Here is a 19,626-nt window from a genome sequence, read left to right as displayed (position 1 = left end):
ATTTCAATTCTAAATAAGTTAGTTATTTCAATCTTATATTATTAGAATATTGTAACTTTGAGCTAGAAGTTCTTTAAATCAATATCATGGCAGACCTGCACGACGATAATTTTGACGCTAAACACTTTCAACGTGGTGAATACAACGTAAGAAGAATAAACAGTCTTTACAAACAACTTATTGATGAGGTTGTGAAGCTTATCACATTAGGCCGTATTGACACAACAAAACTATTCTCATTCTCAGACTATCCGGACTTAAATAAATCTGCAAACAAGCTTTTTGAACAGTTCACGAAGAACGTTATTGCGGAGCTTTACACGCAAATTGATAATAGTTGGTCCACTGCTGAGGACAAACAGTCTAAATTAGTGTCGAAAATAGCTCAAAAACTGAATCTTTCTAAGGAGCAGGTTAAAGAATACCTAAATCCGAATAAAGACGCTTTAAATGCCTTTAAAAAGTTTAAAGAAAATGGAATTGGTTTATCTGATCGTGTGTGGAAACTTTCAGATCAGTTCCGGAATGAAATTGAACTTGGTTTGGATATCGGAATTGGAGAGGGGAAATCTGCTGCTAAACTTGCGCGGGAGTTGAGATCAAACCTAAACGATCCTGACAGGCTTTTTCGGAGGGTTCGTGATAAACATGGGAATCTAATCCTTTCAAAAGTTGCAAAAGCCTTTAATCCTGGACAGGGTGTTTACAGATCATCAGCAAAAAATGCTCAGAGACTTACGAGAACAGTCAACAATATGGCTTATCATCAAGCTAATTATGAGAAATACCAACAGTTTGACTTCGTTGTAGGCATTCAGATTAAACTTTCAAATAATCCGAAACACTGTCCTTTTTGCGAGGCTATGGCGGGCAATTATCCAAAAGATTTTGTTTTTGTCGGTTGGCATCCGCAATGCCGATGCACTACGATTGCAATCTTGAAGACGTGGGAGGAAATGGAGAGAGATAATGATTTGATATGGCAAGGTAAGGAGCCAAAAAGGAGTGTTAATGCGGTTGATGAACTTCCAGATTCCTTTACAAACTGGTTGGTGGAAAACAGCCTCAAAATAAAAAAGTCAAAGTCGAAGCCGTACTTTATCACAAACAATAAAAAGCTTATTGAAGAATATGTGTAAAAGAATTAACAAAATATTATTTTACAATTGTTAGATTTGCACTAATTAAAAATAATAATTATGCTAATACAGATTCAAAACGGGTCAAATGGGGTTAAATCTATAAATGTCAATCAAATTATTATGATTGAACCGGGACATCAATCAGGAACATACATTCATGTAAGGGATATGGATAAAATACATACTCCAGAAGATTACTTCGAACTGGAGAGACGAATTAAATCGGTATTTAGACAAACATATCCAAAATAAAACAGCCCCTTAATTGGGGCTTTATTCATTCTTGTTAAAACTATAGTCATTATTAGAAATTTCAATCATTGTACTTAAAAATTTCTCATTTGTCACCAATCCTTCGACTATATCATTCTTCGGAACGTAAAAACCAAAAGGAATCCCAATTACATTTTGTAGTAGATGAAAGTCATCATAGTCCATTCTGTCTTTTATTTCTATATTCTCAGCTAAAGTTAGAATTTCAGATAAATAGACATTGTGTTTAATAGCAGTTATTTCTACTGCTTTCAAAAAATCTTTGTTTCTTTCAAAATTAAAATTACTCATAACTTAGTTTTGCTTAATAATTCGACTTTTTTAATCACACAATACTTCGTTCTTAGCTCATCGCCAAGTTTCATTGCGTGTTTGTAAATATATTGTTGGGAGTACCCGACCTGTTGAGGCGTAAAAAGCTCATATATGGCTGAAATAGTCCCAAAATAGTAATCTGACTTACCATTTATTGGATCATTAAATTTAACGTGGTATATGGGTTTTATTTTCATTTAATAATTTAGTTTATTTTGGCAAAGTTACCCTTCTACTATTTAGGCTTTGAAAAATATATATTTTCTTTTCCTTTGACATTCTTTCCAGGAATTCGTTTCTTTCCTGTATAGACATATTAAGGATATGGTCAAATGCGCCCATTGTTACGCCGTTTGAACCTCCATCTTTTTTAAACTGCTCAGTAACTATTTCAAGTATTTGTCTTTCTATTTCTTCCATGTTTTCCATGGAGTAAAGATACTTCATAATCACGACCAACGAAATACCCTAACATGAAAAAGTCAACTGACTTAATATCTTCACCGTCTTTCCTAGAAAACTCAATTTGAGAGTCTGAAGGTCCGCGTTTTATGGTGATATTATGCAAGTGCCGGATGCCTATACCGGTAGAGCAAGTCTTCAAAGCACTTATTATGGCAAGTATGATAGAGTTCTGCTGCTTAATTACAATTCGTTCCATTACGCTAATTTAATTTAGTTGAGTGTTTTTAAGTTGCGGGTTTCCGTAATTACTTCAATTCATCTTTTATCTGTTTAAGTCTACTTTCAAGCTGTATCTTTTCCTGATTAAGAATTTGAATATATTCTGCCATTTTTCCCGTTACAATATTCACTTTTATTTCTCGCAAATAAATTTCAGCTTCCTTGTAAGGTTTATAAGGTTCGTAATATGCAATAATATCCGATTTTTCGCCTGCTGCATATCCTAAGTTTCTTTCACCTCCCGTACCATCATCTGCTGATACTTGGTAAATTATTTTTTGTTCTCCTTTCATCTTTAAAGCATTTCAAAAACATGGAAAACAAATTCACTAATTTGATAAGTGCCGATAAATTCAATATTTCCTTCAGGCAATGGATGTCCGGTTCCAAATGTTAGAATTGTTCTATCATATACAGGTTTTTCATCATCTACTTTTGCCCAAATACAGGGGCTTCCAAACTGAGTTTGTAAACTAATTATTTCTGAATCTATAGGCATTGTTATTATTTGTTTACCAATAGTATTTAATTGATATTTATATATTGTTTTCATGTTTTATATTATTTTTCCGTGTTTGATTACAAAATAATTTTACTTAGATTTTAATTTAAAATTCCCGTACCATTCTATAGAAGTTTGGGTTTGTTCAATTATACCATCCTTGAATAGTTGATGATAAAATACTTTCTTCCAGTCCAATGCATCACCGCCCCAATCTCCATTTATTATTCCATGCCAACAATGGTACAGTTCTGATTTGATAGACTCTTTTAATACTTTTTCATCAACTAAAGGCTTTGCAAATTCATAAAACTCACTCATTTTTAATTCTAAAGAAAAAGTACCACTATACTTAATTTTTTCATCTTGATTCATAATTTTTGTTTTAAAGTGCCACCCTAAGATGGCACTGGGTTAAAGTTCATCATAATCAAATCCTAATGATTTAATCTTTTTCTTTATATCGTTAAGGTTATTTTTCCAACCTCTTCGATCACCTTTCATATGCTCAGCATGATTATCTAAATCATACTTAATATCATCAGCTTCTTCTTTAAGATAATATACTTCATTTTCAATTGAAAAGCATTCATCACAAAGTAGAGCATTTGTTAATGGAGATTTTCTTGTATCATGAAGTTCAACCCATTCTCCACATTTAAGGCAAGGTACTGGCATTTCCATTTTGTCTTTTTTATTGGTTAAAATCCTTCGAATTCTCCTAGCTCATCAATTTCATCCTGGGTTAGATATTTTACCCCAAATTGAAAATTGATATTTTCTTCATCATCAAGATTTTCTTCAAGTTCTATTTTTAAAGTTTCAAGAATATTATCAATATTTGGATCTGTTAGAGTTGATCCAAAAAGTGTCATTGTGTAGCATTTAATTTTTTCCATTGTATAATTTATTTATTGGTTAAATTTGCTTTGTTGATCATAAAATCCTTTTTAATTTTTTCTCCAGTAAAGCCTTCTCTTGTTTATATGAATTATTTTTAGATACTTGTAAATTATGATCAAATTCATCAATTATTTTAAACAGATCTTCTCTTTCTTTTTCTGAATAACTGTATAAATACAAAGTAACCTGCCCTTTACTTAAATCATTTGATGAAGACGGTGATTGACTCATAACATCAATGTTATCATTTAAGTATTTTAATCTATCAATTATTTCGTCTTTATTCATTGTTTTGTTTTTATAAGTGAGTGAAGGAATTTTATTAGCTCAGGGGATTGATCCTTTAGAAAAGGTTTTGAAAGATCCCATATAAAACGTGCAGTATATTCTTCTGAATAATCAATGAATACTCCCGCTGGATGCTTTTCATCGTTAATCACAATATTTAATACTTCAAAGTGACTGTTTTTGCAATAATACTTTGAGTGCCATTCCAGAACATCGTTAAGCATTGGGGCACTCAACGTCATAATATTACAGCCTCCAATGTAACTTTGTTTTTTTACTTCTTTCAGCCTCGGCAGCTTCTCACGGATCTCCCGGGTTAGTTCTTCTAGTTCTTTCATAGGTCTTTTATTTCTTTGAAAATTCTGAGTGGTATATCCTTTACAACTGCATTTCCACATCCTCCGAGTCGTTTACGAGAGTCCAATCTTTTGGCAAGCCCATCAACCACTCCGAAAACCGGGGGTTCGCCAAACCTTTGCTCAAATTGTAGAAAAGGACTGCATTGTGAATCCAATGTATTTGTTTTACTATTCTTTTCAGCGAGGCTTCTCTTGATGTAATGTAATATCCCTCGCCGTCTTTGTGCATTGGGGTAGGCAAGAATATAAAGCCTTTCTCTGTGATGGTATTTCCCAAATTCGGAAGCGTAAAAATTTTCCCATTCTGCATCATACCCGATTTCGTGAAGGTCATATAAGATTTTTTCAAACCCTTTTTTTGTGATCTGAGGTGAGTTTTCAATGAGTGTATATCCAGGTAAAACTTCCGAAATAACTCTACATAGTTCACTCCAAAGTCCACTTTTTGTTCCGTTAATACCTGCACCTCTTCCCGAGATAGAAATATCTTGACAGGGAAAACCACCGGAAATAATGTCAATCGTTCCTTTGTATATTGATCCATCGAATTGTTTAATATCATAGTATTTTTTTGTATTTGGAAAATTCTTATTTAAAACTTTATGGCACCATTTATCAATTTCTACCTGGAAAATATTCTCAAAGCCAACCTCTTTTGCTGCTAAATCAAAAGAGCCTATACCGGTAAAAAGCGAAGCATGTTTCATGATATTATATTATCTTCGTTAATTATACTTTCTTTAATTTCTTTACAGTTTGAGAATAATCTATCTATTTCTGTAGTTTCAAAAATTCTCTTCTGCTGTTCCTCCTGGACTAGATCGCAGGCAGAAAATATCAAATCTTTAAAGGTTTTAACATCTATACCTGAGTATCTGAAGATGATTAATAAGTGTTCAAAATCATCTACTTTCAATGGTAAATCTTGAGCTTTAATAAAACTATTAAAGATCTCTTGTTTCTCTTGGTGACTCATATTTCATATTCTTTGATGGTTATTTCTAATTTTACACCTCTTAATGCTTTATTATCAAACAAAAACTTACAATCAGCTGTATTTCCATTATAGTGACTAAACCAGCAATACAGATCGTCTTCACTGTATGGATAAGTACCGTATATTTCGCGTCCTTGATGATTTGCAACAATTCGTTTTACTTTCATGGCTAGTTTTCTTTAAGTTTTATCCAACCGTATTCAATCTGCTTTTCAACGGAAATACCATTCCACTTATGAGCATAGCCTAATTCACGAACTTTATCAACTATATCAGACCAATGTTCACGATATAAGTTTGTTTGCGACTGACTTAGTAGAAGTTCCTTAGTTTGGGTGATTATTGAAGATTCTGACATTGATTTTCTCCAGCTCAGCAATTCAGCAATTTTCAATAAATCTTCATCTGTTATTGATGAAAGAGGTTTGAGTTCTAAAAAATTAATACCCCCAATAAACAACCCATCAACTTGTCCCATATAATCCTCATCAAAAGGGTGTTGAATGTTTGCTACTTCTTGTCCGTAGTACTGAGTAAAAAACTTTTCCTTATTTTCTAATGTATTTTCCATTGTTATATTTTTAAAATTTGACGTAAAGAGTGTGCGTTCGCTGTTTTTTACGAACTGTTTTTTGCACTTTAAATTGTTGTTGTTTTTCCCGGAAAGAATACGGTCCGGTCCGTTTATTTGTTTTCTTCTATAAAGTCAACATAACCCTGCATATCGTTAAGCTCTTGCTGTCTTGCTATTTTCACTTCTTCATCTGCTTGTTCAAATTTCTTCTTACATTTTTTGCAGGAGACTAAATCTTTGTCATTTGTTGAATTTCCGTCACTTAAATAAGTTCCGCAATATCCAGCATCACTCCAACTAAAATCATCATTAGTATTACCGAAAGGATCGTAATGTACTTTTAATACGCTCATGATTGTGATTATTTTAGTAGCTCCGGATTGGAGTGAATGTTGCCGATGACTATCAAAGTTATTGTAGGATATATAGCCATAAACTCTGCTTCATTTCCAATAGGATAAAGCATAAATGAACAGTATTCATTATATCTAACTGTAAATGAATTATTATAAATATCTTTTACAATATCCCCCTCATATATCTCTACTCCGTTTTTGTCTTTGAGTCCGGTGTACTGGCCAACTGTTTCATTTTTGACTTCATAAAAAACACATCCTCCTTGCTGAATTGTTGTTCCTGAATTATGATGTATGTAATTTTGAAGTAGATCACCAATTACCCATTCATTATTGTCATTTCTTTGTCCTCGGAATTTAATTTCTCTCATGATTCTGTTTTTAGTTTGGTTAGCAATTCTTCCAAATCACAATGGGTGTCTGAGGTAACATATCCTAATAAGCACTGCTCTTCATCGACTTTAACTAACAAGTCCTTCATCTCCTCCTCATAGTCTGGAACTTCCTCTAGCCAGTATTCTGTCCACTTCACTCCGCCGTTAACTTCTTTTAATTGCTCTTTTGATAGTTTTTTAAATTTTCCCATTTTCTTGTATTTTTATGTTGTAATGCTTTTCAAAGTATTCATATGCGCTTTCGTTTCGTAGCCTACATAATTCATCAATTGTTTCAAGCAGATTTTGAATAAAATCACTACATTCATTACCATTTTCATAAATTGTAATCTCTGTTTCATCTACTTTTACTTCGATGAAGTTGCAATACTCTAATTTCTTTGTTGTTAGTTTCATGATATTTAATTTTTTAAGTTTTTAAAAGAGGCGGCCGATCCACTGACCGCCTTTGAAATGATAAGCAGTTTTTAGACATGCTTAGGTCTGCTTTAACAATGTTTAGATAAATGATTTTTCAGTGTGCGTGTATATTAATTCACCTTTATCACCTTCAATAATAATTTGATGCTTGTCTTTTCTATTTTTCTTAAGCCAGTTACAAGCTAAAGAGACTATATACTCAAGTTCAGTATGATAGAATTCTATATTCTCTTTATACTCTTCTAATTCGTCTTTTTCGGCAAGCTCTAATGCATAATGTTCCATTAGTTCCTCTCTTGTCATAGACTCTAGGTCTTTTGCTAATTCAGGTTTTCTTTCTTTTAGTTTTTGGAAATTTTTCATGTTGTATGTGTTAGTTTTTAATCCATCTTTTTAGGCAGTTATTCTGGTCGTAATGAGTTACAATATGTACCATGGTTACCGACCCATTACTAGAAACTAAGTAGTAGTTACTTCCATTAGATGAGATCAGTTTTATGTAATAAAAAAGTACATTGTTGCCTCCACTTCCTTGGCAGATTACTTCTGCTTTATACCCTTCCGGCAGCGTTTCATTTCTCAGTGCTTTAAGACAGATATCTGATAATTCTGGACTTGCAGCCTGTAATACTTTTCCACCTTCTTTCAATAATCCTGTTTTGAAGTCTATCTCAATTAGATATTTCGGATCATAATCGAAAGTGTCTATTTCTGATGAGCATGACGCAAAAATTAATGTTAAGCTCAATGCGATTAAAATTTTCTTCATAGTTATTAATGTTTTTTATGATTGAAAAACCCTTTTAAAACTGACATAATAGAAGCATTAAGTAATTATTTCAATCAATCTACTTTGCAAATATAAGTAAAAATTAGAGTCAATGTGACTCTAATTTAAATATTTTTGAAAAAAAATTTATGATTAACCCAACTGTAAAAAAGTTTTTCCTTAAGAATGGGCTTTCTGCAAAGGCTTTACAGGCATTATCAGATTCTGTTATGGGTTCTCTTGAAGAAAATGCAACAGAAGAAGAAATTACTGATAAGTGTAAACTGTTTGAACCGTTAGCTAAGACTTTCCAGTCAGAAGCTGATTCTAGAGTTCAGGCAGCTCTTAAAAAGAAAGAACAAGAAGGAAATGACGACGATGAGGAACAAGGGGCTGTTGATCCAGAACCTAAACCAGGTAAATCTCCAAAAAAAGTGACATCAGATCCATTACTAGCTGCAATTGAAGCTTTGACTAAAACAGTTCAAGGAATGCAGACAGATCAAAAAGTACAGTCAAACAATCAAAAAGTTATTGAGGGCTTAAAAGAACTCAAAATGACTGAAAAAGAAATTGAGTCTGTAATGTATGGTAGAAGCTTCGAAAAAGAAGAAGATATCGAAGACTTTATCGCAAAGCAAGGGGAATACTACTCTGAAATTACACAAGGAAGAGCAGAGGCGACAGCCGGAGAAGGTTACAAGCCAACTACTTCTGTTGGGAATCAGACTCCCGCTCAAAAACAAGCAGATATTGATTCGTTCAATAAAGCTTTCTAGAGCATTAATCACTTAACAAAAACAAAATGGGATATTTAGAGCCAACTTCCACACAGGGATCAAGAACGATCCCAATTTTCCAGAAAGTACTGGAAATGGCAAGAGGTGGTTTTACTCTTGATGCTACCGGACTTACTGTAGGGGAAACAATTCCGGCAGGAACACCGATGGTTTTCGATGAAGCCACACGAAAAGCTAAAAAAGCAACTTTAACAGGAACAGCTCCCGATCAGACATCAGATGCAAAAGGACTTTTGTATACAGATGTAAAAATTGAAGCTAATGCACCTGTAGATGTAGTCCTTAGAGGAACTGTATATGCACGTAGAGTAACACCAACTATTAATGCAGCTCATAGAAAGGCGTTGCCATTAATCATATTCTCTGAATCTCGATAATCCTTAATACTTAAAAAATGGCAAAAGAAACAACCGTTTTCGGTAGTGTAGCAGACGCTGACACACTACAAATGATGATCGATACGAGATTAGAGAAATTCAATACTGCTTGGTATACTCAATACTTTGATTTCGCATTACCACAAATTTCCTTAACATATAGTTCAGTACTTGGTAATTCAGTAATTACTCCTGCAGCATCATATGTTACTCGTGATGGAGAAACACCTTTAAGAAGTCGTGAGACTCTTGAAGCGATGAGTGGTAAAATTCCACCAATCAAAGTCATGAGAGACTTGGATGAAGAGCAGTATAGAAATTACAAGGTTCTTCAGGAAATGAAGGGGATTAAGGACCAGGAGAAAAAGAATCAAGCTTTAAAACTGATTTGGGACGATATGAAATACGTTACAGAGGCAGTTGATAAGAGAATTGATCTTACAGTAGCACAGGCTATTTCTACAGGAAAAATTACTATCACGGCAGATAATAACCCTGATGGTATTGTAATCGGAGATATTGATTTAAAAATGCCTTCTGAAAACAAGGTTAATGCTTCTGAGAATTGGAGTGATGCTGTTAATTCAAAACCACTTACAGATATTGTTAATCTGGTAAATGATGCTTCAGATAGAGGATTGACATTTGGTAAAATCCTGATTGATGGTCGTACTTTACTTCAGTTCATGAAGTCTAAAGAAGTGAAAGAAACCGTAGGTACTTTCTTTGGGCTTTCTGCAGCAGCAAGGAATTCTCAAACTGCTCCAATTACAAATGATCGTATCAACGAATATATGACTGCTGCAAAGCTTCCAGTATTCGAGGTAACTGATATTAGAGTTCCTGTTGAAAAAGATGGTACACCTTCCATTATCAGACCATTTGAAGAAAGCAACCTGGCATTTATTCCTGATGGTAAATTAGGAGAAATCAAGAATGCACTTGCTATGGAGGAAATGGAGCCAGTAAACAATGTAATCTACGCGAAAAAAGGAAGAACATTGATTTCTAAGTGGAATCAAAACGAACCTTTCAAAGAGTGGACAAAAGCAGAACTTAATGCCTTCCCGGTAGTGAATACTATCAAGTATATCTACTTGCTGTCAACTACTAAAGCATTCTAATATATGGCAATAGTAACAAATAAGGATTATTTCAAGAGTAAATTGAACCGTTTGTCCATCACTATGAGTGATGCAGATCTTGATATTTTCTTTGCTTCGAAGCAGATTGATGAATCAGGAATTCTCGATAAACCGGACGAAATGGATATCGCTTTTACAGAAATAGTCCTTGAGTTACTTGCAAAGCCAGATATATCAGAGGATAGCTATTCAGTAAAGTGGGATAGGAAAGCCTTAGAAAGATGGTACTCCATAGAGTGTAAGAGGTTAGGAATTTCAGACCTATTGAAAGATTCAGATTTAGAAGTTAAAGACATAAGTTTCTTAGCATGACGCAATATCCATATGAGCTTTATGTGCTTAAGATAGTAGGAGGTGGTATAGATCCGGAAACTGGATATCCTACCGAGCCAACTGAACAATGGGTATTTCATTCCAATTGTAGAGATGAGGTTGTAGTTCAACAAGGAATTGTCACCCTTGAAAGTGGTGAGGTTGCTAATTATTCTTCGAAAGTATTAATGCCCTTAGGTACACCGATAATAGAGGCTAATACACAGATTGAAGTAAGAAGTGGCAATCAAATCAGAAGCAAGGGAAAAATATTACGATTTGCTCCAACACAATTACACTGTAGGTTATGGGTATAGAGCCAAGATTTAACATGAATCAGATTAATTCTTACTTACAAGAGAGAATTAATACACTGGATGAACTCATGATCAGGAACCTTAATTACCTGGGTATGGAGTGTGTCAATCTTGCAAAGAATCTCGACACTTATCAGGATCAAACCGGTAACCTCCGTAACTCTATTGGTTATGTGGTTGTGAAACATGGTAATGTTCTTAGTTCTGTCTTTACGAATGAGGCTTCAGGACCCGAATCTGGTAACAATGATAAATCAGGAAAAGATATTGGTGAAGCTTACGCAAAAGAACTCGCAAAAGATTTTGGAAACGGATATGCAGTTATTGTTGTTGCAGGTATGGACTATGCCAGCTATGTTGAGGATATTCATCACTTAGATGTATTAAAACCTGCTGAGGTCCTAGCGAAAACACGAATAAACCAGATAGCAAAGAGTATTGTTAATACAATGAGAAGAGCGCAATGATAACAACATTTGAATTAAAATCAATCGCTTTTAATATTGTTAAAAACAGCACAATTAAAAGTATTATTAATGGAGAGGTTTGTATTGACCAACGTCCATTTAATTCGACAAAAAATGACGTTGTAATAGGGTCTCTTTCAGTTGCTACTGATCCACTTCATTCATCTGTTGTATTAGTCAATATCTACGCTCAGGATATCCAGTCTGGTACAAGTTACTTTCCAAATCTAGCACTGCTGAATAATGCTACAAAGCTTTTGATGCCTCTTTTTGATAAGGTATACCTGGAAGATAAAAAAACATACCTCGAGATCGAATATCAACGAGATTATAAAGTAGACGGAAAAAATGAATGGGTTTCCGTCATTCGATTACAAACCCGAACAATCAATTAAATTAAAATAAATGGCATTTACATTTGGTATAAAAAGACTTCTTTCCGGAAATAAAGCTTCGGATGGAGGTATGGGTACTGCTTTAACAGAGCATGATGAAACCCTTAAAGGGACAGCTGTCCTTGAAACTTCTGACGAAACAATCAATTGGATCGAAACAGAAGAAAAAGGGAAAAGAATCGCTATCGGACAAAACGATGCAGAAACTACTTTAACCTTTGAAATAGCGAACCCTTCTTTGGAAACGCAAGCTTACTATGCAGGTGGTGAAGTTATCACTTCCGGAACTCCTGCTAAGAAAAGTTATTCGCCACCGATGGTGAAAGAAGTGATTGAAAAATCATTTACCGTTGAAACAAAAGCCGGATATGATATTGATATCGTGAACGGAAAAGTTTTAGCAACTCCGCTTGGTGGTACTATTGGTACAGAAAACGTACTGACGATGAAAGTTGTTGTTACTGTTCAAGCACCAGAAAAAGAAGGTGTGGAAGCAATGACATACAGAGAGAAATAACACTTTTTCTAACATTCATATACTTGAAACCACCTGCAATTGTGGGTGGTTTTTATCTAAAAAATGGAAAGCACAGAAGATCTTTTTAACGAATTCGTTAACCAAAATATTTCCAAAGAAGAAGCAGAGAGAAATGAAGCAGAATTGCTTATTGAAAAAGGCTTTGTCTTCGATATTGGAAAAAGAAAATTTCAAATAAAACCTCTTGTTTTTGGAACAATCACTCATGCTAATAAGCATGCGGTAGATCTAAAAATCAACCTTACATCTGAGGACAACGCTTCTGTATTCAATGAAGTTGGGAAAAACGTTACACCATTAATGAAGTTCATTGCTGTGTGTATTCTTCATAAACGTTGGAAAATCCTACTATTCACAAACTTTCTGTCCTGGTATCTCAAATGGAAATTAAATCCAGAGAAAGCGCTTAAAATCTCTATGGTGATACTTCAGATGTATGATATTAAAAATTTTATCACCTCTATCAGAATGATCGGACAGCTGACAGTAACAAGTCCAAAAAGTCCAACGGAGACGAGTCTGGTAGATGGGAATCAACAGGTCTCCAATCCATCTACGGAACCTTAGGGTTCGCAATGAAAACCTTGAAAATTCCTTACAAAGAACTGATGTGGAGTATTCCCTGGCCAATAGTGCTAAGAATGCTTTATGATCTTCCTAACCAAAAGTACATAGAAAAGGATGATGAGAAAAATTCTGATGATGAGGTGAAAGAATTAACACCACAAACTTCCAATGACTTCAAAAAGTACCTCGATAAAATAAACCAGCAAAATAAGAAATGACACAAGGAGCCTTACACTTTGACGCCTTACTTTCAGTAAACAACTTTGACCAGGGGATTACCAGGATTAAAAATGGTATTCGTGAAGCTTCCGGATTAGCGGTTAAAGAGGCACAAGTAATGGATTCAGCATTTAAGAATTTAGGTACTGCTATTGGTGGGTATTTCTCTGCCCAAGCTTTATTTTCATTCACAAAGGAAATAATTAATGTAAGAGGTGAATTCCAGAAAACGGAAATTGCCTTTTCAACAATGCTTGGTAATGCGGACCAGGCTAAACAGCTTATGGGGCAGATGGTTGATCTTGCCGCAAAGACACCTTTTTCTCTACAAGATGTATCTGCCGGAGCAAAACAATTACTTGCTTTTCAAGTGCCAGCAAGTGAGGTGGTAGACACCCTTACAAGAATGGGTAATATTGCAGCCGGTCTTGGAGTACCTCTTGAAAGGATTAACTTGATTTACGGGCAAGTTAAGGCTAAAAATAAACTTATGGGCCAAGAGCTTCTACAGTTCACAGAAGCTGGTATACCTATGTTAGCAGAACTTGCTAAAAAATTCAATAAAAATGAATCAGAAATCAGTGATATGGTTTCGGCTGGTAAGATAGGTTTTAAAGATGTTCAGGATGTATTGTTCAAAATGACTAATGAAGGCGGAATGTTTTTCGAATTAATGGAAAAACAATCTGCTTCTCTCTCTGGACAAGTTGCTAACCTTGGTGATGCCTGGGACCAAATGCTCAATAAAATTGGCGAGGGTAGTGAGGGGATTCTTTATAAAGGTATAGAAGGCCTTACATTCCTTGTAGATAATTATCAGAAGGTTCTTGATATAATTGAAGGATTAGTTGTTGCCTATGGAAGTTACAAAGCTGCCGTTATTGTTGCTTCTGCGGCTCAAAACTTAGGGAATAGAACAATACAATCTGAAATTGCCTTGCTGGGTATTTCAGAAAAAATGAAGCTCGGAAGGGCTTTAGTAACACAAAGACAGGCTGAAGCAACAGCACGTGATGCAGCAGCAGAACTGGCTAGTACCAGAGCTAAATATGCTTCTCTTCAAGCTGAGGTTTCCAGTTTAGCCGTCAAAAAACAAGCAGCAATTCAGGCAGGTATAACAGCTGCGGCAAAAGCACAAGAGGCAAGAGTACAGTTGTCTTTGGCAAGAATGGAATTATCATCAATTCAGGCTGTGGGAACTGCAAGACAAATAGAACTTGCACAGAAAAGGGTTGAGGCGGCACAGAATACTGTACTTGCTACCCAGGAATCAGCTTCTATAGCAAGGAAGAGAGCATTGGCGGTTGCTACTGAATTTAATACCGCAAAGCAATCTCTAGAAAATACCGCAAAAGCTGTTGGAACAGCACAGGGAGCATTAGCAGTTGCTACAGAAACAGCACAGACAGCTGCTAAAAATGCAAACTCAATTGCCACTGCAAGATTGACATTGTTAACTACGCTTAGAACAGCAGCTACAAGACTTGCTACTCAGGCACAGGCATTGCTAAATGCAACAATGCTTAATAATCCTATTGTTTTAGTAATTGCCGCAGCTGTAGCATTAACTTATGCATATCTGAAATTAAGAGATACTTCCACGGCTGCATCTATTGCAGAAAAACAGCTAAATGATGAAAGACAAAGGTCCAGCAAGCTTATTGAAGAGTTAAAAACTAAAACACAGGAATTAACCTCAGTTATTTTCTCAGATACTTCAACTAAACTTCAACAAATTGAAGCTTATAAAGCTTTAGGCAAAATCATGCCTGATATGTTGAAACAAATGGATCTGGAAACCTTCAAAAAACTTGGCTCTACCGAGGCTCAGAAAAAACTTAATGCAGAATTAGATAAGTTCAGCACTCAAAACATACGTTCAAATATTGAAAAGTCTCAAAAAAGCATTGAAGAATATAGTGCAAAAATTGAGGAATTAAATAAAATTCTTAAGAAAAGAAATGGTGATAGCGGAATTTATCTTGAACAGTTAGAAATCGCTAAAAAGAATCTTGAAGCACAAAAAATTAACCTTGAGAAATACAATAATGAATTAGACCAGAGACTTGAAAATGAAAGACTTTCTACTATGTCTCTTGCAGAGCAAAAAAGATATTGGGAAGGACAAGTTAAGTCTATTAATGAACAAATATCTGCTTTAGAAAAGAGCAATATTAAAAAGGCGGAGGCTCTGGATAAAGTTAATAATATTCATTCACTTGTAAAGTCTACTTCAATAGGTCTAATTAACTGGAATATCAATCCTCTTTTGAACCAGCTTAATAAGGCTCAACAAGAGATAATGAAGATAAATAAAGCACAGTCTGGTGCTTCTGTAGACAAAAACAAGGCTTATTGGGAAGCTCAGAAAAAAGCTGCTGAAGATCTAGTAGCATCAATGCCAACTTCAAAAGAAGGTAGTCCTGCGTGGAGAGAAGCTAAAAAGAAGTGGCTGGAAGCTGATGCTGCACTTAAAAAATATGACCTATCAGACAAACAGTTTCTTAAAGATCAAAAAGAAAGAGAAAAAGAACGTCTTAGATTAGAAAAAGGAGCTGAAAAAAGCTTCTTAAAGGGCTCTTTAGCAAGATTGGAACAGGAAATTAGCTTACGGGAAGAAGCATTAAAAAGATCTTCTGGTGATACTGTTCAAATGAGATACATTGACAAGTATGGAAAGGAGAGATTTAGTAAAGAAGTAAAAAGTGTAAAAGAAATTAATGATGAACTTTTAGCCTTACGTAAAGAAAAGGCTGAACGTGAAAGGCTTTTTGAAGTTAAAACATTTCAAGAAAGTATTGATGAAACAAAACGTCAGATAGATGTTAGAGATAAATTACTTCAACTTGGTTATAGCAAAGAAACTGTTGATGGCATGTTTCCAGAAATTAAAGATAAATCATTTCTTCAGTATTTAAATGATACTAATGCATCTTTAGAAAAAAAATCTGGTAATGAAGCTGCTGAAAATTTAATCAAAATAAAAAAGATAATTTCAGAATATATTGGTGAAGAGACGTTTCTTGAAGGTGTAAATAAAGAAATAGATCAAATTAAGGCAAAATTCGAAGGTAATGAATTAATCGATAAGCTAGAGAAGTTTAAAAAAGTCTATGCCACAGAAATGACTGGTGAGAATAGGAATGCAAAAGATTTAGCTATTGATAAAGCTTTAAAGGATGAAAAGCAAAAACAACAGGATTTCTACAATTCTTTTGTAAAAGATAAAGAAACTTTTGAACAAAGAAAACTGGCTATTGAATCCAGATATAATGAATTAAGAAAACGTATTCAGGATTCTAATGTTTCTGATGCTGAAAAAGCCAGACAAACTGAAGAAGCTAATAAAGCTCAAACAAAAGAAATATCTGCTATGTCCTGGGAAATGTTCCAGAAGACAGATGCTTATGTTAAAGCATTTGGGGATCTTGAAAAAATAGGGCCTCGTACACTAAAAAAAATCCGAGATCAGTTTAAAGCATTTTTAGATTCAGATGCAGGTAAAGCTTTAAATGCACAAGACCTAAAAGCATATAATGACGTATTAAAAAATCTTAATGAAAGTATTTCAAAGGACCCATTTTCTAAATTAAGTGAGTCAATCAAAAAATATCGAGAAGAAAAGAAGAAGTTAGCAGATATTGAAAAAAAATTTGGGAAAGACTCTGAACAGTATAAAATTAAACTTGATGAAACAAACCACGCTTTAGTAGGTATTTTTAATGCCGCGGGCGCAGCAGGTGATGCTGCAATAGATTTTGCAATAAATCTTGGCAGTGCATTGGGGATGATGTCAGAAGAGTCGCAACAAGCATTAAAAGATGTTCAACAATTATTTGATGGAGTAGTAAATACTGTTGCCGGATATGTTAACAAAAATTATGGTCAAATGGTCAGCGGTATAATATCGATGGTTTCTTCGATTGCAAAACTTGCCAATGGAGATACAGATCGAGAGAAATCAATAAGACAGTGGCAACAGGCAATTAATGATCTAAAATATTCATACGAGCAATTAAATCATATCATAGAAAAAACAGCTGGTGAAGCTCAGTTGAAAATGCAGAAGGATTTGATTGCAAATCTAAAAGAGCAGCAGGCGGTCTTAATAAAAATGAGAAAGACCGAAAATGAGAAGAAAAATACCGACACGGACAAAATCGCCTCTTACAATCAACAGATACAAGAGATTAACGATAAAATTGAAGAAATAGTTGATAATTTCAAAAGGCAAGTTACCACTGTAGAATTCAAAGATTTATCTGAAAAGATAGCAGATGCATTAATTAGTGCATTTTCACAAGGAGAGGATGCCGCCAAATCTTTTGATAAAGTTGTAGATGATGTAATGAGAAGTGCTGTTCAAAATGCATTAAAAATGAAATTCCTTGATGAGGCAGCAAAAAACATGGTTGATTCTATCTATACCTCAATGGGATTTGGAAAAGGAGATACAACTGCTAATCAGGCTAAAATCAAAGAATATGAAGCAAAAGTAAAAGCATTAGAAGAAAAACTTTTAACAGCTGATTATTATGAAAAGCCATTATTTGAAAAACAAAGACAAGGATATCTTCAGTTAATAGGAAAACTAAAGCAGCAAATTGCTAATTCAGAAATAGATGGTTCTTTTGATGGTCTTACTAAAGAAGAGCGAGACGCAATAAAGTCAATGGGTGAAAAGGCCATGAAAGACTACATGGAAGCTCTTAAACAATATGAAGATCTCTTTGGACAATCTGCTGAAAATGCTCAAGGACTTAAAGGAGATATCAAAGGAATTACTGAGAAAACCGCCGGAGCTTTAGAAGGACAGATTAATGCAATGAGGATAAATGTTGCAGAAGCTTTAAAAATTCATCGGGCTAACCAAGATATTTTCAGAAACCAACTCCAGATTCAAAGTCAAATCGAAAAAAATACTAGGCCTATCGAGGCTATGTATAAGGAGATAAAAGAAATGAACTCTAAAATCAAGTCCGGATTAGCCGGCATACCATAATGAAACTAAAAGACGTATTCAAGCAAGCTGTTAATAATAATCTTTGCAAGGAGTGGCAAGGAAAAATGAAAGATGATTTGTCATTAGAGAATCTTTGCAGAATGTATTTTGATGGGGATGACTGGAGTATGGAAAATAATTTTCCTTCACTTGATATCCTCCGTGAATTCAAAGGACAGTCTGAGCAACATCGTCTTTATACAGATTATTCCGGAAAAAACACAAACCATCAAAATTCAGCCTATTTCGGTACTTCAAATGTTACGGTAGGGTATAACATGTTTAATGTTGGAAAATTGATTTTAAGACATGATACAAAGGCTAAAGTGATTGCTAAAGACCACGCAATTGTAATTGTTAATCTATTGGATAAAGCAGAATTAGAAATTGAGTGTTATGATAAGGCTTCTGTTATGGTTTTCTGTTATGATAATCACAATGTGAAGAGTATTGGAAATGTAAAAGTGCAAACATCAACATTTAAGAAATGAATGAAGTAAAGTATGTTTTGAACGGACATTTATTCAAAGACTTCAATGTCTTTGTTTCAGATTCTCCCGGTATAACAGATGGACTGGAACGAAAACCTATTCAAACATATGACTGGGCAGAATATCATGGTACTGCTCCGGATCTAAGAAAGCCTAAGTACAAAGAAAGGAAATTTACTCTTAAATGCTTTATAGATGCTGAGAATTGGGAAAATCTTTTTGAAATGTTTAAAGACTTCATCAGGGAGCAATTTTCAAAGCCGGGTACTCAGCGACTTCATATAACACCATTTGACAATGAAACATTGCCTTATGAAGTATATCTACAAGATGATATCAAATTAGAGAAGAAATTTAGACAGGGTAGAATGGTAGGGACTTTTGATTTAGTTCTTATCGAACCTAATCCAATTAAAAGAGTGCTAAAAACGACTCTGGATACTTTTAAGCTTTCATATGAGATTGATTCGGAAACAGAGATCTTCTTCGGAGACGGCACCAAACAGACTGGCCGCGGGAATGTAAATCTTACAAAAGACTACTCAGTACCATCATATGAGAATGCCGGTGTTTCATTGGTAGCAACAAGTGGGGTAAATAGTGAATACTATGAAGTGTATTCAGTGCCGTCAAAAAGCTATGCCTATCAATTTTCAGTTGAGGTTACACTAACACTTCCTAAGGACATCATTCTTTATGTGATAGGCAGAAAACCGGATAATACTTATGAAGCTATAGCAATAAGCGCAATACACAATGCAGTAACCGGAAAGAATACTATATCGACTGTTCAGGAACTTAAAATTGGAGACTATGGCAAGTTCATATTCAAAGTGCTTGATACTTCCGGGAACGAAATACAAGGATTAACATTCGGCAATCCGCGAATAGAGACGGCTGAGGTAGTCGGAGACTGGCAGAACATGTTAGGTAAAGAAAAAATAATAATTATAGCGGGAAATATTGAGGACATGAAAAATCTTCAAACACCTGCAGAAACAATTTGGGAAAAAATATAA

Annotated in this window: 33 protein-coding genes; 14 read left to right on the top strand and 19 right to left on the bottom strand. The window is 34.6% G+C overall.

Annotation, left to right across the window (positions count from 1 at the left end):
* Window positions 1-86: 86 nt before the first annotated feature.
* Window positions 87-1,139 carry a structural protein gene (locus EG339_RS02715; RefSeq protein ID WP_123868755.1) on the top strand — a complete coding sequence of 351 codons (1,053 nt, stop codon included), beginning with the start codon at window positions 87-89 and terminating at the stop codon, window positions 1,137-1,139.
* Between the two features lie 276 nt (window positions 1,140-1,415).
* Here EG339_RS02715 and EG339_RS02710 read toward each other — a convergent pair whose 3' ends face one another.
* From EG339_RS02710 to EG339_RS02620, 19 genes are all read right to left on the bottom strand, one after another.
* Window positions 1,416-1,706 (bottom strand): hypothetical protein, encoded by a 291-nt coding sequence (locus EG339_RS02710; protein WP_123868754.1) that lies wholly within the window; start codon window positions 1,704-1,706, stop codon window positions 1,416-1,418.
* A 234-nt stretch (window positions 1,707-1,940) separates the two neighbouring features.
* Window positions 1,941-2,150 carry a hypothetical protein gene (locus EG339_RS02705; RefSeq protein WP_123868753.1) on the bottom strand — a complete coding sequence of 70 codons (210 nt, stop codon included), beginning with the start codon at window positions 2,148-2,150 and terminating at the stop codon, window positions 1,941-1,943.
* Window positions 2,151-2,440: 290 nt separating this feature from the next.
* Complete coding sequence (locus EG339_RS02700) at window positions 2,441-2,707, bottom strand: hypothetical protein (RefSeq protein WP_123868752.1); 267 nt, start codon at window positions 2,705-2,707, stop codon at window positions 2,441-2,443.
* Between the two features lie 2 nt (window positions 2,708-2,709).
* Entirely contained in the window at window positions 2,710-2,967 is a 258-nt protein-coding gene (locus EG339_RS02695) for a DUF7352 domain-containing protein (protein WP_123868751.1), read from the bottom strand.
* A 39-nt stretch (window positions 2,968-3,006) separates the two neighbouring features.
* Window positions 3,007-3,291, bottom strand: coding sequence for a hypothetical protein (locus EG339_RS02690; RefSeq protein WP_123868750.1), 285 nt, complete (start codon window positions 3,289-3,291; stop codon window positions 3,007-3,009).
* A 39-nt stretch (window positions 3,292-3,330) separates the two neighbouring features.
* Window positions 3,331-3,600 (bottom strand): hypothetical protein, encoded by a 270-nt coding sequence (locus EG339_RS02685; protein WP_123868749.1) that lies wholly within the window; start codon window positions 3,598-3,600, stop codon window positions 3,331-3,333.
* Between the two features lie 17 nt (window positions 3,601-3,617).
* On the bottom strand, window positions 3,618-3,815 hold the full coding sequence (locus EG339_RS02680) for a hypothetical protein (RefSeq protein WP_123868748.1): 198 nt from the start codon (window positions 3,813-3,815) through the stop codon (window positions 3,618-3,620).
* A 37-nt stretch (window positions 3,816-3,852) separates the two neighbouring features.
* Window positions 3,853-4,107, bottom strand: a complete 255-nt coding sequence (locus tag EG339_RS02675; RefSeq protein WP_123868747.1) for a hypothetical protein — start codon at window positions 4,105-4,107, stop codon at window positions 3,853-3,855.
* A complete protein-coding gene (locus tag EG339_RS02670; protein WP_123868746.1) occupies window positions 4,104-4,445 on the bottom strand; it encodes a hypothetical protein in 342 nt (113 codons plus the stop codon). Before EG339_RS02670 ends, EG339_RS02675 begins: the two co-directional genes overlap by 4 nt.
* Window positions 4,442-5,173 (bottom strand): DNA cytosine methyltransferase, encoded by a 732-nt coding sequence (locus tag EG339_RS02665; RefSeq protein WP_123868745.1) that lies wholly within the window; start codon window positions 5,171-5,173, stop codon window positions 4,442-4,444. The genes EG339_RS02670 and EG339_RS02665 overlap by 4 nt, the downstream gene beginning before the upstream one ends.
* A complete protein-coding gene (locus tag EG339_RS02660; protein ID WP_123868744.1) occupies window positions 5,170-5,442 on the bottom strand; it encodes a hypothetical protein in 273 nt (90 codons plus the stop codon). The genes EG339_RS02665 and EG339_RS02660 overlap by 4 nt, the downstream gene beginning before the upstream one ends.
* A complete protein-coding gene (locus EG339_RS02655; protein ID WP_123868743.1) occupies window positions 5,439-5,630 on the bottom strand; it encodes a hypothetical protein in 192 nt (63 codons plus the stop codon). The genes EG339_RS02660 and EG339_RS02655 overlap by 4 nt, the downstream gene beginning before the upstream one ends.
* Window positions 5,631-5,632: 2 nt before the next feature.
* Window positions 5,633-6,034 carry a hypothetical protein gene (locus EG339_RS02650; protein WP_123868742.1) on the bottom strand — a complete coding sequence of 134 codons (402 nt, stop codon included), beginning with the start codon at window positions 6,032-6,034 and terminating at the stop codon, window positions 5,633-5,635.
* Window positions 6,035-6,147: 113 nt separating this feature from the next.
* Window positions 6,148-6,390, bottom strand: a complete 243-nt coding sequence (locus EG339_RS02645) for a hypothetical protein (RefSeq protein WP_123868741.1) — start codon at window positions 6,388-6,390, stop codon at window positions 6,148-6,150.
* Between the two features lie 8 nt (window positions 6,391-6,398).
* Window positions 6,399-6,764 (bottom strand): YopX family protein, encoded by a 366-nt coding sequence (locus EG339_RS02640; protein WP_185147662.1) that lies wholly within the window; start codon window positions 6,762-6,764, stop codon window positions 6,399-6,401.
* Window positions 6,761-6,979, bottom strand: coding sequence for a bacteriocin-like protein (locus EG339_RS02635; protein WP_123868739.1), 219 nt, complete (start codon window positions 6,977-6,979; stop codon window positions 6,761-6,763). Before EG339_RS02635 ends, EG339_RS02640 begins: the two co-directional genes overlap by 4 nt.
* Window positions 6,966-7,184, bottom strand: a complete 219-nt coding sequence (locus tag EG339_RS02630; protein ID WP_123868738.1) for a hypothetical protein — start codon at window positions 7,182-7,184, stop codon at window positions 6,966-6,968. The genes EG339_RS02635 and EG339_RS02630 overlap by 14 nt, the downstream gene beginning before the upstream one ends.
* A gap of 102 nt (window positions 7,185-7,286) precedes the next feature.
* A complete protein-coding gene (locus EG339_RS02625; protein ID WP_123868737.1) occupies window positions 7,287-7,571 on the bottom strand; it encodes a hypothetical protein in 285 nt (94 codons plus the stop codon).
* Between the two features lie 10 nt (window positions 7,572-7,581).
* Complete coding sequence (locus EG339_RS02620) at window positions 7,582-7,977, bottom strand: hypothetical protein (RefSeq protein WP_123868736.1); 396 nt, start codon at window positions 7,975-7,977, stop codon at window positions 7,582-7,584.
* Between the two features lie 149 nt (window positions 7,978-8,126).
* Between EG339_RS02620 and EG339_RS02615 the strand changes: the two genes are divergently transcribed.
* From EG339_RS02615 to EG339_RS02555, 13 genes are all read left to right on the top strand, one after another.
* Window positions 8,127-8,756, top strand: coding sequence for a hypothetical protein (locus tag EG339_RS02615; RefSeq protein ID WP_123868735.1), 630 nt, complete (start codon window positions 8,127-8,129; stop codon window positions 8,754-8,756).
* 26 nt (window positions 8,757-8,782) lie between these two features.
* Window positions 8,783-9,154, top strand: a complete 372-nt coding sequence (locus tag EG339_RS02610; RefSeq protein ID WP_123868734.1) for a hypothetical protein — start codon at window positions 8,783-8,785, stop codon at window positions 9,152-9,154.
* 17 nt (window positions 9,155-9,171) lie between these two features.
* Entirely contained in the window at window positions 9,172-10,278 is a 1,107-nt protein-coding gene (locus tag EG339_RS02605) for a major capsid protein (protein WP_123868733.1), read from the top strand.
* Between the two features lie 3 nt (window positions 10,279-10,281).
* Complete coding sequence (locus tag EG339_RS02600; RefSeq protein ID WP_123868732.1) at window positions 10,282-10,611, top strand: DUF6706 family protein; 330 nt, start codon at window positions 10,282-10,284, stop codon at window positions 10,609-10,611.
* 23 nt (window positions 10,612-10,634) lie between these two features.
* Complete coding sequence (locus EG339_RS02595; RefSeq protein WP_123868731.1) at window positions 10,635-10,928, top strand: hypothetical protein; 294 nt, start codon at window positions 10,635-10,637, stop codon at window positions 10,926-10,928.
* A 14-nt stretch (window positions 10,929-10,942) separates the two neighbouring features.
* Window positions 10,943-11,395, top strand: a complete 453-nt coding sequence (locus EG339_RS02590; RefSeq protein WP_123868730.1) for a hypothetical protein — start codon at window positions 10,943-10,945, stop codon at window positions 11,393-11,395.
* Complete coding sequence (locus EG339_RS02585) at window positions 11,392-11,790, top strand: hypothetical protein (RefSeq protein WP_123868729.1); 399 nt, start codon at window positions 11,392-11,394, stop codon at window positions 11,788-11,790. Before EG339_RS02590 ends, EG339_RS02585 begins: the two co-directional genes overlap by 4 nt.
* Window positions 11,791-11,800: 10 nt before the next feature.
* Window positions 11,801-12,307, top strand: coding sequence for a hypothetical protein (locus EG339_RS02580; protein WP_123868728.1), 507 nt, complete (start codon window positions 11,801-11,803; stop codon window positions 12,305-12,307).
* Between the two features lie 63 nt (window positions 12,308-12,370).
* A complete protein-coding gene (locus EG339_RS02575; RefSeq protein WP_123868727.1) occupies window positions 12,371-12,895 on the top strand; it encodes a hypothetical protein in 525 nt (174 codons plus the stop codon).
* 8 nt (window positions 12,896-12,903) lie between these two features.
* Window positions 12,904-13,113: a hypothetical protein gene (locus EG339_RS02570; protein ID WP_123868726.1), complete on the top strand. Its 210-nt coding sequence runs from the start codon at window positions 12,904-12,906 to the stop codon at window positions 13,111-13,113.
* Window positions 13,110-18,116 carry a tape measure protein gene (locus EG339_RS02565; RefSeq protein ID WP_123868725.1) on the top strand — a complete coding sequence of 1,669 codons (5,007 nt, stop codon included), beginning with the start codon at window positions 13,110-13,112 and terminating at the stop codon, window positions 18,114-18,116. Before EG339_RS02570 ends, EG339_RS02565 begins: the two co-directional genes overlap by 4 nt.
* Window positions 18,116-18,607: a hypothetical protein gene (locus EG339_RS02560; RefSeq protein ID WP_123868724.1), complete on the top strand. Its 492-nt coding sequence runs from the start codon at window positions 18,116-18,118 to the stop codon at window positions 18,605-18,607. Before EG339_RS02565 ends, EG339_RS02560 begins: the two co-directional genes overlap by 1 nt.
* Window positions 18,604-19,626, top strand: coding sequence for a hypothetical protein (locus tag EG339_RS02555; protein ID WP_123868723.1), 1,023 nt, complete (start codon window positions 18,604-18,606; stop codon window positions 19,624-19,626). The genes EG339_RS02560 and EG339_RS02555 overlap by 4 nt, the downstream gene beginning before the upstream one ends.

This window comes from Chryseobacterium bernardetii, from assembly GCF_003815975.1.
Taxonomy (GTDB): domain Bacteria; phylum Bacteroidota; class Bacteroidia; order Flavobacteriales; family Weeksellaceae; genus Chryseobacterium; species Chryseobacterium bernardetii.
Note: the sequence above shows the minus strand (reverse complement) of the source record. Positions and strands in the feature narration are given on the sequence as shown.